This window comes from Cohnella hashimotonis (assembly GCF_030014955.1).
Classification (GTDB): domain Bacteria; phylum Bacillota; class Bacilli; order Paenibacillales; family Paenibacillaceae; genus Cohnella; species Cohnella hashimotonis.
The window spans coordinates 3,693,966-3,707,655 of sequence record NZ_JAGRPV010000001.1 but is presented as its reverse complement, the minus strand read 5'-3'; the positions used below and the strand labels follow the sequence as shown (position 1 = coordinate 3,707,655).

General features: G+C 60.6%; 11 protein-coding genes. All 11 read left to right on the top strand.

What is annotated here, in order from left to right; genetic code table 11:
* Position 1 precedes the first annotated feature (1 nt).
* Complete coding sequence (locus tag KB449_RS15030; protein ID WP_282909157.1) at positions 2-988, top strand: beta-ketoacyl-ACP synthase III; 987 nt, start codon at positions 2-4, stop codon at positions 986-988.
* A 25-nt stretch (positions 989-1,013) separates the two neighbouring features.
* Positions 1,014-1,943, top strand: coding sequence for an ACP S-malonyltransferase (gene fabD / locus KB449_RS15025; protein WP_282909156.1), 930 nt, complete (start codon positions 1,014-1,016; stop codon positions 1,941-1,943).
* Between the two features lie 75 nt (positions 1,944-2,018).
* On the top strand, positions 2,019-2,771 hold the full coding sequence (fabG, locus tag KB449_RS15020; RefSeq protein ID WP_282909155.1) for a 3-oxoacyl-[acyl-carrier-protein] reductase: 753 nt from the start codon (positions 2,019-2,021) through the stop codon (positions 2,769-2,771).
* 132 nt (positions 2,772-2,903) lie between these two features.
* The gene (gene acpP / locus KB449_RS15015) at positions 2,904-3,137 is read left to right on the top strand and encodes an acyl carrier protein (protein WP_090117455.1); all 234 of its coding nucleotides are present in this window, start codon (positions 2,904-2,906) and stop codon (positions 3,135-3,137) included.
* A 373-nt stretch (positions 3,138-3,510) separates the two neighbouring features.
* Positions 3,511-4,752: a beta-ketoacyl-ACP synthase II gene (gene fabF, locus KB449_RS15010; protein WP_282909154.1), complete on the top strand. Its 1,242-nt coding sequence runs from the start codon at positions 3,511-3,513 to the stop codon at positions 4,750-4,752.
* 131 nt (positions 4,753-4,883) lie between these two features.
* The gene (rnc, locus tag KB449_RS15005) at positions 4,884-5,651 is read left to right on the top strand and encodes a ribonuclease III (protein ID WP_282909153.1); all 768 of its coding nucleotides are present in this window, start codon (positions 4,884-4,886) and stop codon (positions 5,649-5,651) included.
* Positions 5,632-9,207 (top strand): chromosome segregation protein SMC, encoded by a 3,576-nt coding sequence (gene smc / locus KB449_RS15000; RefSeq protein WP_282909152.1) that lies wholly within the window; start codon positions 5,632-5,634, stop codon positions 9,205-9,207. The genes rnc and smc overlap by 20 nt, the downstream gene beginning before the upstream one ends.
* A gap of 126 nt (positions 9,208-9,333) precedes the next feature.
* Positions 9,334-10,332, top strand: coding sequence for a signal recognition particle-docking protein FtsY (ftsY, locus tag KB449_RS14995; RefSeq protein WP_282909151.1), 999 nt, complete (start codon positions 9,334-9,336; stop codon positions 10,330-10,332).
* Positions 10,333-10,546: 214 nt separating this feature from the next.
* Complete coding sequence (locus tag KB449_RS14990) at positions 10,547-10,999, top strand: MarR family winged helix-turn-helix transcriptional regulator (protein WP_282909150.1); 453 nt, start codon at positions 10,547-10,549, stop codon at positions 10,997-10,999.
* Positions 10,992-12,515, top strand: a complete 1,524-nt coding sequence (locus KB449_RS14985; RefSeq protein ID WP_282909149.1) for a DHA2 family efflux MFS transporter permease subunit — start codon at positions 10,992-10,994, stop codon at positions 12,513-12,515. The genes KB449_RS14990 and KB449_RS14985 overlap by 8 nt, the downstream gene beginning before the upstream one ends.
* Before the next feature lie 244 nt (positions 12,516-12,759).
* Complete coding sequence (locus KB449_RS14980) at positions 12,760-13,623, top strand: hypothetical protein (protein WP_282909148.1); 864 nt, start codon at positions 12,760-12,762, stop codon at positions 13,621-13,623.
* The last annotated feature ends 67 nt before the right edge of the window (positions 13,624-13,690 follow it).

Sequence of the window (13,690 nt, the reverse complement as noted above, 5' to 3'; positions counted from 1 at the left end):
GATGAATGGAATTCCCGTGGGCGTCCTCGGCATCGGCAAGTACGCGCCGGAGCGCCGCCTGACGAACCAAGAGCTCGAGCAAGTGGTGGATACGAACGACGAATGGATCGTTAGCCGTACAGGCATCCGCGAGCGCCGCATCGCGGCCGGGCACGAGGCGACGAGCGATCTGGCGTACGAAGCGGCCGTCAAGGCGCTGTCGTCGGCGAACATCACGGCGGATCAGCTCGATCTGATCATCGTCGCGACGATTACGCCCGACATGTTTTTCCCGTCGACCGCCTGCATCCTGCAGGATCGTCTCGGCGCGAAGAAGGCGGCCGCGTTCGATTTGTCCGCCGCCTGCTCCGGCTTCATCTACGGTCTCGCCAACGCATCCGGCTTCATCGCGCTCGGCATGTACAAGTACGCGCTCGTCATCGGCGCGGACACGCTTTCCCGGATTACCGATTACACGGACCGCAACACCTGCGTGCTGTTCGGCGACGGCGCCGGCGCCGTCGTCATCGGCGAAGTGCCCGAAGGACGCGGCTTCAAGTCGTTCGAGCTCGGGGCCGACGGCTCCGGAGGCCCGCATCTGCGCATCCAGGGCGGCGGCTCCCGCCAGCCTTCGTCCGAAGAGACGGTGGGCGGCAAGCGTCACTTCATCGAGATGAACGGCCGCGAGGTGTTCAAGTTCGCGGCGCGCATTATGGGCAACGCGGCCGAGGAAGCGCTCCGCAAGGCGGGCGTGGACAAGTCCGAGATCGATCTGCTCGTGCCGCATCAGGCGAACATCCGCATCATCCAGGCTTCGCTCGAACGGCTCGAGCTGCCGCCGGAGAAGTGCGTGATCAACATCGATCGGTACGGCAACATGTCGGCGGCTTCGATTCCGCTGGCGCTGGCCGAAGCCGTGGAAGAAGGCCGCGTAAGCGAAGGCGACACGATCGCCATGGTCGGCTTCGGCGGCGGCCTCACTTGGGGCGCTTCGGTATTGGTCTGGTAAGGATAGAGGAGGCTGACGAACGATCATGGGTAAAATCGCATTCGTATTTCCCGGACAAGGGGCGCAGGCGGTCGGAATGGGCAAGGATGCCGCAGAAGCGTTCGAGGCTTCGCGTCATGTGTACGAGGCCGCCGATCGGGCGCTCGGATTTTCCGTGTCGGCGCTTTGCTTCGAAGGGCCGGAGGATTCGCTGCGACAAACGGCGAACACCCAGCCCGCGCTGCTTGCGACAAGCGTAGCGCTGCTCGAGGCGTTCAAGGCGAGAGGCGTAAAGCCGGATTTCGTTGCCGGCCACAGTCTCGGCGAATACAGCGCGCTCGTCGCCGCCAACGTCCTCGACTTCGCCGACGCCATCCGGCTCGTCCGCGCGCGCGGCACGTTCATGGAAGAAGCGGTGCCTAGCGGTCAGGGGGCGATGGCTGCGACGCTCGGCGCCGAGCGCGAAGCGCTTGACGCGCTCTGCCGCGACATCTCGGCTGCCGGCACGCAGGTCGAGCTCGCCAATATCAATTGCCCGGGCCAGATCGTCGTATCCGGCACGGCGGCGGGCGTCGCCGCGGTCGTCGAACGCGGCAAGGAGGCCGGCGCGAAGCGGGTCATCCCGCTGGACGTCAGCGGGCCGTTCCATTCGTCGCTCATGCGTCCCGCGGCCGACCGGCTCGCGTCCAAGCTTGACGAGGTCGCCTTCCGCGATGCCGAAGTGCCGGTGATCGCCAACGTGACGGCGACTGCGGTTGGCGAGGGCGCGCGATTGCGCGAACTGCTCGTGGAGCAGGTCGTGTCCCCCGTGTTGTGGGAAGACAGCATTCGTTATTTGATAGGCGAAGGCGTCGATACGTTCGTAGAAATCGGCTCGGGCACCGTACTGGCCGGCCTGATCAAGAAGATCGACAAGACGGTGCGGGTCGTATCCGTGAACAGCGCCGCCGGCGTCAACGAAGCGGAATTCGGTTGAAATCGGGACGCGCCTGACGCCACCTAATGAGGCTTCGGATTTGGTGATTACGCCTAACGCGAGAGGGGTAATAATATGGCGGAGTTTGATCTTAGCGGCAAAGCCGCGCTCGTGACCGGCGCATCGCGCGGAATCGGCCGGGCCATTGCAATCGCGCTCGCCGAGGCGGGCTGCGACGTCGCCGTGAACTACGCTGGCGGCGAAGCTGCGGCCAAAGAGACGGCCGACGCGATCGAGGCGCTCGGGCGCAAGGCGATTCTGGTCCAGGCGAACGTCGGCAAAGCAGCGGAGTTCGACGCGATGGTGCAAAGCGCGATCGAGGCGTTCGGCAAGGTGGACATTCTCGTGAACAACGCGGGCATTACGCGGGATAACCTGATCATGCGGATGAAGGAAGAAGAATTCGACGCCGTTATCGAGACGAATCTCAAGGGCGTGTTCAACGGCATCAAGGCGGTCACCCGTCCGATGATGAAGCAGCGCTATGGGCGCATCATCAATATCTCCTCGGTCGTCGGCGTGCTCGGCAACGCGGGGCAGGCGAATTACGTGGCGGCCAAAGCCGGCGTCATCGGACTGACGAAGTCCGCGGCGAGGGAACTGGCGTCGCGAGGCATCACGGTCAACGCGGTCGCGCCGGGCTTCATCGAGACGGACATGACGGACAAGCTGCCGGCCGATCTTCGCGAAGGCATGCTGAAGGACATTCCGCTCGGCCGGATGGGCAGGCCCGAGGAGATCGCTTCGAGCGTGCTCTACCTGGCGTCGGACAGCGCGTCTTACATGACCGGGCAGACGATCCATGTCGACGGAGGCATGTACATGTAAGAGGCTGCCGTACCCCGGCGGACTTGGGTCCGCGGGCGTGCGGCGCAACGGACAAGAGGCTATTGCGGAACCGTTTACGCGCTGGCTTTTTGTCCATCTATCTCGTATAATACCAAAAGGGAGGTGAACCGGATGTCCGATGTATATGATCGCGTTAAACGCATCGTGGTCGAACGCCTGGGCGTAGAAGAGGCCGAAGTCACCAACGAAGCGAACTTTAAGGATGACTTGGGCGCCGACTCTCTTGATGTCGTCGAACTGGTAATGGAACTCGAAGACGAATTCGACTTGGAGATCTCCGATGAGGATGCAGAGAAGATCACTACGGTGGGAGAAGTCGTAAATTACATACAATCTCATGCCTAACTGATCTGACAAGGTCCCGCTTCGAAGAGCGGGACTTCTCCACATTATGCATCGATTTTTGGGTCTGCGGCCCGGCGGCCATCCGTGAGGACGGTCCCGGGCCGTCGCTACCTGTACGGAGCCGGATATGCGCCATGCCGCGGCGGACGCCGTATTTATTAGAACGATTCTTCCCGGGCGGGACGAATCGCTGCAATAAATGACGGGATCCGTCCTTATGCGGACGCCGATCCGTTCGTGAGTCTTGCTTACCATCCGCTCCGGGGATTCGGACGCCTCTAGCATCCGGATCGCCCGGATTTCTACGCGAAACGGGCCGTCCGTCAAAAGACGCGCCGAACGTTTACGCATCGGCTGAAGAGGTGAACATCGTTTGGCACATCGTGTAGTTGTAACCGGCATGGGAGTCGTTACCTCCCTGGGTACGGATTTGAATACGTTTTGGGACAGCCTGCTCGCCGGCAAGTCGGGCGTGAGCCTGATCGAGGCGTTCGATACGGCCGACTATCCGACGAAGATTGCGGCCGAAGTGAAGAACTGGGAGCCAGAAGCGCACGGCATCGACAAGAAGGAAGCGCGCCGCATGGACCGTTTCGTGCAGTTCGGCCTCGCGGCCTCGCTCAGCGCCGTGAAGGACGCGGGTCTTGAGATCGGCGTCAATGCCGAAGCCGACCGCGTCGGCGTGAGCGTCGGCTCCGGCATCGGCGGACTCGGCACCTGGGAAGATCAGCATACGATCCTGATGGAAAAGGGACCGCGACGCGTCAGTCCGTTCTTTATCCCGATGATGATCGCGAACATGGCGAGCGGCCAGATCTCGATCGTTACGGGCGCCAAGGGGCCCAACACGACTGCCGTCACGGCCTGCGCGACAGGCACGCATTCGATCGGCGATTCGTACAAGCTGATCCAGCGCGGAGACGCCGACGTCATGATCTGCGGCGGCGCCGAAGCAACGATCCGTCCGATCGCGGTCGCCGGATTTTCCAATATGCGGGCGATGAGCACGCGCAACGAGGAGCCTGAAAAGGCGAGCCGCCCGTTCGATACGGACCGCGACGGCTTCGTCATGGGCGAAGGCGCGGGCGTGCTCATTTTGGAGTCGCTTGAGCACGCGACGGCGCGCGGCGCGCATATCTACGCCGAGATCATCGGCTACGGCATGAGCGGCGACGCTCACCATATGACCGAGCCGGATCCGGACGGCGCTGCACGCTGCATGGCCAGAGCGATCAAGGACGCGGGGATCGCGGCCGAGGAGATCGGCTACATCAACGCGCACGGCACGTCTACGCCTGTCGGGGACAAGTCCGAGACCGAAGCGATCAAGCGCACGTTCGGCGAGCATGCGCACAAGCTCGCGGTCAGCTCGACCAAGTCGATGACCGGCCACATGCTCGGTGCCGCCGGCGGCGTCGAAGCCGTTATCGTCGGCCTGGCGCTCCAGAACGGCGTGCTCCCGCCGACGATCAATCTCGACAACCAGGATCCGGAGTGCGACCTGGATTGCGTGCCGAACGTACCGCGCGAGGCGGACGTGAAGGTGGCGTTGTCGAATTCGTTTGGCTTCGGCGGTCACAATGCCACGGTTATTTTGCGCAAATACGAGGCTTGAACGTAAGCGCTCGGCCATGACGCAGGCGGCGTGCCGCCTGCTTTTTTTTAAAATAAGACGCATGTGCCCGCCTGGCGGCGGGACAACGAAGCGTCATGAAATGCGGAGGATCACGAAGGAGGATGCCGAACATGAGCGAAGTCATGAACCGGCTGCAGGAGAGAGCGGGCGTTCGCTTCCGCAACGTCTCGCTGCTAAGGCAGGCTTTTACCCATACCTCATACGTGAACGAGCAGCGGGGCTCGCGCGTGGAGCACAACGAGCGCCTTGAGTTTCTTGGCGACGCCGTTCTTCAACTGACCGTATCCGAGGCGCTGTACCGGATGTATCCGGACCGTCCCGAGGGCGAACTCACGCGCCTGAGAGCCGCGATCGTTTGCGAGCCGTCGCTTGTCCGTTTTGCCGAGGCGCTCGAATTCGGGCAGGTCGTGCTGCTCGGCAAAGGGGAGGAGCAGACGGGTGGCCGAAGCCGTCCGTCCTTGCTGGCCGACGCCTTCGAGGCGTTTGTCGGCGCATTGTATTTGGATCAAGGCTTGGTGGAGGTTAACCGCTTTCTTGGCGAGCATCTGTTCGCGCATTTGCCCAAGGAAGGCCAGGCGCCGATCAAAGACCATAAGACAGAGCTGCAGGAGCGCGTGCAGCATCTCGGTCTGGGCACGCTCGATTACCGGATTCTCGAGGAGCGCGGACCGGCCCACGACCGGGAATTCGTCGTCGAGGTGCGAATCGGCGAGCGGCGGCTCGGTCAGGGGGCCGGTCGCTCCAAAAAGGAAGCCGAGCAGCAGTCGGCCGCGCAGGCGCTTCGCCAGCTGCGGGCGGACGCGGAGACGGGCGGCGGCCAAGCTGCGGGCAGCGATAGACAAAAGGTGAGGGATCCCCATGTATCTGAAAGGCATTGAGCTCGCCGGCTTCAAATCGTTCGCGGATCGGACACAGCTTGAGTTCGGACGCGGCATTACGGCCGTCGTCGGCCCAAACGGCAGCGGCAAGAGCAACATCTCCGACGGCATCCGCTGGGTACTCGGCGAACAGAGCGCCAAGAGCCTCCGAGGCGGCAATATGCAGGATGTCATCTTTGCCGGCAGCGACGCCCGCAAGGCGGTCAATTTCGGCGAAGTGTCGCTCACGCTCGACAACAGCGACAAGGCGCTGCCGCTCGAGTTCGCGGAGGTGACCGTAACGCGCCGCGTTCACCGGAGCGGGGACAGCGAGTATTTAATCAACAAGCAGCCGTGCCGTCTTAAGGATATCACGGAGCTGTTCATGGATACCGGCATCGGCAAGGAAGCTTACTCGATCATCGGTCAAGGGCGCATCGAGGAGATTTTAAGTACGCGCTCGGAAGATCGCCGCGGCATTTTCGAGGAAGCGTCGGGCATCGTCAAGTACAAGTCGCGCAAAAAGGAAGCGCAGCGCAAGCTGGAGGACACCGAAGGCAACCTGCTGCGGATCAACGACCTTGTCGTCGAACTCGAGAGCCAGGTCGAGCCTTTGCGCAAGCAGGCGGCGAAGGCCGAGTCGTTCAAGCTGCTGAAGGAAGAGCTCAAAAACAAAGAGATCGCGCTGTACGTGCATCAGATCGACACCGTGCACAAAACCTGGGCGGAGACGAACGGCAAGCTCGAGAAGCTCCGCAAGGAACAGCTCGAGCTATCGACGGTCGTGTCGGCGCACGATGCGCAGCTCGAGGAAGAGCGCCAAGCGCTGCAGCGGCTAGAGGAAGCGCTCGAGCGCTTGCAGGACGAGCTGCTGCGGACGACGGAAGAGACCGAAAAAAGCGAAGGCTACGGCGAGCTGCTGACGGAGCGGATGGCGAATCTGGCGCGCGGCCGCACGCAGCTTGAAGAGAGTCTGTCCCTGGTAACCGAGCGATTGACCGCTTCGAAGGCCGAGGGCGAGAAGATCGAGAGCCGCCGCGCCCAGGTCGAAGGCGAACTGGAGGCGCTGCAGGCGAAGCTGATCGAGGAAGAAGTGAAGCTTGCGATCGCGGACGGCAGCGAGGACGCCGAAGAACGGCTGAAGACGGATCTGTTCGAGACGATGAACGCGATGGCCCAAGCGCGCAACGATATTCGCTACTGCGAGCAGCAGCGGGAGGAGCTCGCGCGCAAGTCGGCGCGCACGGCAGGCGAGCGAGCCAAGCTCGAGGAGCAGCGCGAAGCGCTCAAGCTTAGAGGCGCGGAACTCGAGCTGCGGGTTGCGGCCTGCGCGCAGGCGGTCGCCCAGACGCGCGACCGCTATATCTCGGAAGGCACCCGCGTTGCCGATCTGCAGCGGCGGCTCGAGGAGACGCAGGGCGAGGGACGCCGCTGGGATCAGAAACGCGAGGCGCTTGTGTCGCGGCGCGATACGATCGCGGAGCTGGCGAACGATTACGACGGCTTCCAGCATGGCGTTCGCGAAGTGCTGAAGGCCGCGAAGCGCGGGCACCTGCACGGCGTTCACGGTGCGGTTGCCGAGCTTGTGACCGTGCCGGCACACCTGGAGGTGGCCGTCGAGACCGCGCTCGGCGCAGCGCTGCAAAATATCGTCATGGAAAACGAAGCGACCTCGCGGGCCGCGATCGGCTACTTGAAGCAGCGGCAATCGGGTCGCGCGACGTTCCTGCCGCTCGACGTCATCAAGGCGCGGAACGTCGGAGACGGAGACCGCAGGAGCGTAGCGGAGCTGGAAGGCTTTGTCGGCGTGGCGTCCGAGCTCGTTAGCTTCGAGCACAAGTACGCGGCGATCGTCGGCAGCATGCTCGGCAACGTGATGATCGCCGAAAAGCTCGAGCATGCCAACCGGATTGCCTCGCGGCTGCAATACCGCTATCGGGTCGTTACCCTTGACGGCGACGTCGTCAATGCCGGGGGCTCGATGACGGGCGGCAGCATGGCGCGCAAATCGTCCAATCTGCTCGGCCGCCAGCGCCAGCTTGAAGAGCTCGCCAAGGAGATCAAAGCGGCGGAGCAGGCTCGAATTAAGCTGCGTGCCGAATTCGACGACCTGAAAAAGGAGCTCGCGCTGGCGCAGCAAAATATCGAGCAGCTCCGGGAGTCCGGCGAGCGCGCCCGGATGGAAGAGCAGCAGGCGTCGGCCCAGCGGCAGCGGCATGCCGAGGAGCGGGAACAGCTGGAGGCGCAGCTGGCCGCGATCGGCGGCGACGAAGGCGGGCTTGGCCGCGAGAAAAAAGAGCTCGCTGCCGCCCGCGCCGAAGCCGAAGCCAGGCTCGTGAAGCATACTGCCGAGGAAGTGCGCCTGTCGCGCGCCATACGCGAGGCGGAAGAGTTCAAACGGCGGAGCGCGAGCGCGAAGGAAGAGTTGCAGGCGCAGCTAACGCAGATGAAGGTGTCGATCGCGCGCATGGAGCAGGAGCGCGCATCGATCGTCGAGCAGTCGAGCCGCCATCGCAGCGACGAGATGCGGCTGTCCGCCGAATCGCGACAGCTGAAGGAGACGCTCGCGCAGAATACGGCGGATACCGAGCGTACGGCTGCCGAGCAGAATCAGCAGCGCGAACGGCTTAACCAGCTGCGGCTCGCCAAAAAGGAATATACCGAAGGCATCGAATTTCGGCGTGCCGACCGTTCCAAGCGGCAGCGCGAGCTCGAACGCAAGGAAAACGAAACGCGCGAGCAGCGCAGCCAGCTGCGTCAAGTCGAGGATCAGCTGCGTCAGGCGGAGATCTCTTCGAACCGGATGGACGTCGAGCTCGACAATCTCCTCCGCAAGCTCAGCGAGGAATACGAGATCGGCTACGAATGGGCAAAGGAGAAGTATGCCGTCCCCGAGGACGTTCCCGCCGCCCAGAACGACGTACGGGAGCTCAAGCGCAAGATTACGATGCTCGGCGAGGTCAACCTGGGCGCCATCGAAGAATTCAAGCGCGTAAGCGAGCGCTATGAATTTTTGGATGCGCAGAAGAACGATCTCATGGAAGCCAAAAGCAAGCTTCATGCGATCATCCACGAGATGGACGAGGAAATGTCGAGAAGGTTCCGTACGACCTTCGACCAGATACGAGGCCACTTCGTCGGCGTCTTCTCCAAGCTTTTCGGCGGCGGCCGCGCGGACCTCATCTTAAGCGAGCCCGAGCGCCCGCTCGACACAGGCATCGAGATCGTCGCCCAGCCGCCGGGCAAAAAGCTGCAGAACCTGCAGCTGCTCTCCGGCGGCGAGCGGGCCTTGACGGCGATCGCGCTGCTGTTCGCCATTCTGAACGTGAAGCCGGTGCCGTTCTGCGTGCTCGACGAAGTCGAAGCCGCGCTGGACGAAGCCAATGTCGCGCGGTACGCGCGGTATATGCGCGATTTTTCCGAGCTGACGCAGTTCATCGTCGTCACGCACCGCAAGGGCACGATGGAGGAAGCGGACATGCTGTACGGCGTGACGATGGAAGAAGGCGGCGTGTCCAAGCTCGTGTCCGTCAAACTCGAAGAAAGCGAAGAATTTACGGCGGAAGCGACGGCGTAACGAACTGACGATCCCGCAATCAAACATTTCGACGATATTAATGGCTCGCGGCGACGATTCATATTGAAGGACGGGACGGACGCCGAACATGCGTATCGGCGGGATGCCCGGCAGGAGGAACGGAAGATGAGCTTTTTTAAACGACTGAAGGAAAGCATCGCTTCGAAGACCGAAGCGGTAACGAATAAGTTCAAGGAAGGCCTCACTAAGACGCGCGACGCCTTCGTCGGCCAGGTGACGGACTTGTTCAGCCGTCGCAAAAAAATCGACGAGGCGTTTTTCGAGGAGCTTGAAGAAATTCTGATCGGCGCGGACGTTGGCGTCAACACGGTCATGGAGCTGATCGAGGATTTGCGCGACGAGGTGAAAAAACGCCGCATCGAGCAGCCGTCGGAGCTGCAGCCCATTTTATCCGAAAAATTGGTCGGGCTGTTGACTGAAAGCGATGAATCGTCCCAGCTCAAGATGAATCCGAACGGCATTACGGTCATTTTGTTCGTAGGCGTGAACGGCGTCGGCAAAACGACGACGATCGGCAAGCTCGCGCACCGCTTCAAGCAAGAGGGCAAAAAGGTGCTGCTTGCCGCAGGCGATACGTTCCGCGCAGGCGCCATCGAGCAGCTGCAAGTTTGGGGCGAGCGCGTCGGCGTCGAGGTCATTAGTCAGCAAGCCGGCTCCGACCCTGCAGCCGTCATGTACGATGCTGTCCAGGCAGCCAAGCAGCGCGGCGTCGATGTCCTGCTCTGCGATACGGCCGGACGACTGCAGAACAAGGCGAACCTGATGGAGGAGCTGTCCAAGATCTATCGCGTTATCCAGCGCGAGATTCCGAGCGCACCGCACGAGACGCTGCTCGTGCTCGACGCGGCCACGGGACAGAATGCGCTTCAGCAAGCCAAGCTGTTCGGCGAGAAGAGCGGCGTCTCCGGTCTCGTACTGACCAAGCTCGACGGCACGGCCAAGGGGGGCATCGTCATCGCCATCCGCCGCGAGATGTCCCTGCCGGTCAAGTTCGTCGGCCTCGGCGAAAAGATGGACGATCTGCAGCAGTTCGATGCCGAGCAGTTCGTACACGCTCTTTTTGCAGGGCTGGCCGAAGATCAACCGAATGCAGAAGAGCAATAAAGCGTTAAGACGGAATAAGGTGAACATCCGGCCGCAGCAGCCGCCCTCAGGGCAGCTTGCTGCGGTTTTTCTTTGTTTTTGGGTAAAAATAAGGTTTGACCGGTTAAGCCAGCTGTACTAATATACTTCGTATGCGAATTATTTGTTGAACAATTATTTGCAAGGAAATCATTTTAAGGTTTAGACCAAATATTTCGGTAAAGGGGGAGGGAGATTGCAGCATCAAACGTTGATATCCGAGCTGTTCACGTCTTTTAGAGAAGTCAATCAGTCGTTTTACCATTCGATGCAGCGGGCAGGCCAGCATCTTGGCGTTACGCCGATTCAGCTGCTCGTCATGAAGTCGCTCAGAAGCAAGCCGCAGATGAGTCTGTCGGAGCTTGCCGACTGTCTGTTCGTCGGCCCGAGCACCGCGAGCGGTATCGTCGAGCGGATGGTCAAGGCCAAGCTCGTCTCGCGGGAGCGTCCCGAGAACGATCGCCGTTCCATATCGCTGCGATTGACGCCTGAAGGCGAACAATTATGGGCAAAGATCGACGAGCGGAGAAAAGTAATGCTGGAGCCGCTTAATGAGCTCGGCGAGCAAGATCTGAACGACCTGCTGCGCATCCATGGACGCATCGTGCAAATATTACACAAGGCGAGAGAGGAAAATAAAGATGAGTAATGCCATAACATCCACCCTGAGAAAAGGTCCGATCGTCGCGTCTCTCCTCATCGGCGCCTTCGTCGCGCTGCTGAGCCAGACGCTGCTGAACGTCGCGCTGCCGAAGATGATGGCAGATCTCGATATCGGGTCCAATACGATTCAATGGCTCGTGACGGGCTACATGCTTGTCAACGGCGTCGTCATTCCGGTTACCGCGTATTTGATTTCCAAGTTCTCAACCCGTCAGTTATACATCGTCGCCATGGGATTATTCACGGTCGGCACCGTCGTGGCTGCGGTCGCGCCGAACTTCGGCACGCTGCTGACAGGCCGCCTGATCCAGGCCGTGGGCGCGGGCATCATGATGCCGCTTATGTCGGTCGTATTTCTGACGATCTTCCCGATCGAGCAGCGTGGCAAGGCGATGGGGATGATGGGTCTGGCTATGATCTTCGCGCCGGCCGTCGGTCCCACTCTTTCCGGCTGGGTCGTCGAGCACTACTCCTGGCGCGTCTTGTTCTACATCGTCCTGCCGCTCGCGATATTTTCGCTTATTTATGGCTCGTTCGCGATGAAAAACGTCACCCAAACTTCTAAACCGAAGCTGGACGTTCTTGGCGTCGTGTTCTCGACGCTCGGCTTTGGCGGCATCCTTTACGGCTTCAGCGACGCCGGCAACGACGGTTGGGATAGCACGAGAGTCATCGTCAGCTTGATCGTCGGCGCAGTCGCACTCTTGTTGTTCGTATGGCGGGAGCTGACCGCCAAGAAGCCGCTGCTCGAATTCCGCGTGTTCAAATTCGACATGTACTCGCTGACGACGGTCATCAACGTCATCATCACGATGGCGATGTTCTCCGCAATGGTGCTCATGCCGATCTATCTGCAGAACATTCGCGGCTTCACGCCGCTCGAATCCGGCCTATTGCTGCTGCCGGGCGCCATCCTGATGGGGATTATGTCTCCGATCACGGGCATGATCTTCGACAAAATCGGCGCGCGCTGGTTGGCCGTCATCGGTCTTATCATCACGTCGCTCACGACGTGGGAGCTGAGCCGGATCGCGCTGGATTCGACTTACATGCATATCATTCTGATTTACTCCGCGCGGATGTTCGGCATGTCGCTGCTTATGATGCCGATCCAGACGGCCGGTATGAACCAGCTGCCGCAGACGCTCAACTCGCACGGTTCGGCCATGTCGCAGACGCTGCGTAACGTCGCCGGCGCGCTCGGAACCGCCTTGCTCGTAACGATTATGACGAACAAAGCGGCCGACGAAGGCCGCGCGCTCACCATCGCCGCAGGAATCGATCCGAACGACAAGGCGAACGCGGCTCAAGTGATCGAAATCGGCAAGGAAGCGACGCTGTACGGCATCCAGCACGCGTTCGTCGTCGCGACCTGGATCACGATCGCCGCGTTGGTGCTGGCATTCTTTATCCGGAAAGTCAAGCCGCACCATGAGGTGCTCAAGTCCGAGGGCAACGCCAAGGCTGAAGCAGCCAAGTCGTCCGCCCAATCGTCGCGCTAAACGCCGTCGACTACGTCTCGCGTGTGGGATAGAATCCCGCCGCGAGGCGTTTTTTTCGTTTTACGCCTTATAGATACATTCGATACGGAGCAAGAAAATACCGAAAATGGCTTGACTCGGCGTTGATGCCGATCGAATGCGCGCCGAATAATCGTTTGATAAAGTTGTAGCAAGCCGGGCCGGCAGGGTCGCATGTTGATCGTGTAACGCTGTATGAACCGGTATTCGAAGGAGGGATTCATTAATGAAAAAAGGTTCGCTGATGTTGGCCTGCGCCTTGCTCGGCGCAAGCACGCTCCTGTCCGGTTGGCCGGGCGGACAGAAGGTTTATGCCGCAGGCGTTGCGACGCCGGACTACGAGGTAAAATGGTATCTGGATCCGGCGGTCGTGCTGGGCTCGGACCATAAGCTGAAGAACGCGGTGCTGAACGCGTTCGACATGCCTTCCACGGTCGAAAAGATGAACGTCGCGTACTTGGACGGCGATAATCTCGATCTGCACGCCGAAGGCTGGGATGTTCGGATTCGGAAAATGGAAGCCTACAGCGACGAGGCGTTCGAAGTCACGTATAAAATGCGTTATCCGGTCGCGGGAGGCAATATCCAGGCTGCGCTTATTGCTGCGGCTGCCGACGGCTTCGACGCGGACGAGGACGATTACGAGGCGCAGATCGATTGGGGCTACGCATCGCAGACGCTTAGCTTCAGCAACAAGAAGGATGCGGAGCTTGACGGCTATGACGGCATGGAGCTGCCAAGCAAGGGAGATTCGAAAGATCTTGCCGAGGATCTCATTCCCGGCAAACTGGAAAATTGGCAATCCGGGGGCTGGGCGGAAGATATTCTCCATGACGCCCATATTTACGGACCGGTAAGCGCAAAGCGTTCGATCGGAGCGTGGGGCGGCGAAGAGCTTTACATTGAAGTATGGGAAATCAAGAAGGCGTCGGGCAGCGGCTACGAATACCTTGTCGAGGCCTCCTTCAAGGAAGACGATTATGCGACCGCATCCGCAAGAAGAGATTCACTGAAAAACAAGCTGATCTCGGAAGGCTGGTTTTTGCCCCAGGACGGTCTCAAGACGACAAAAATTTTGGAGCGTTACTAAAATAAAGACCGTCGCCAAGGCGTCCATGACCGAAAAGGTTATGGACGTTTTTCGTTCGGATGACCGA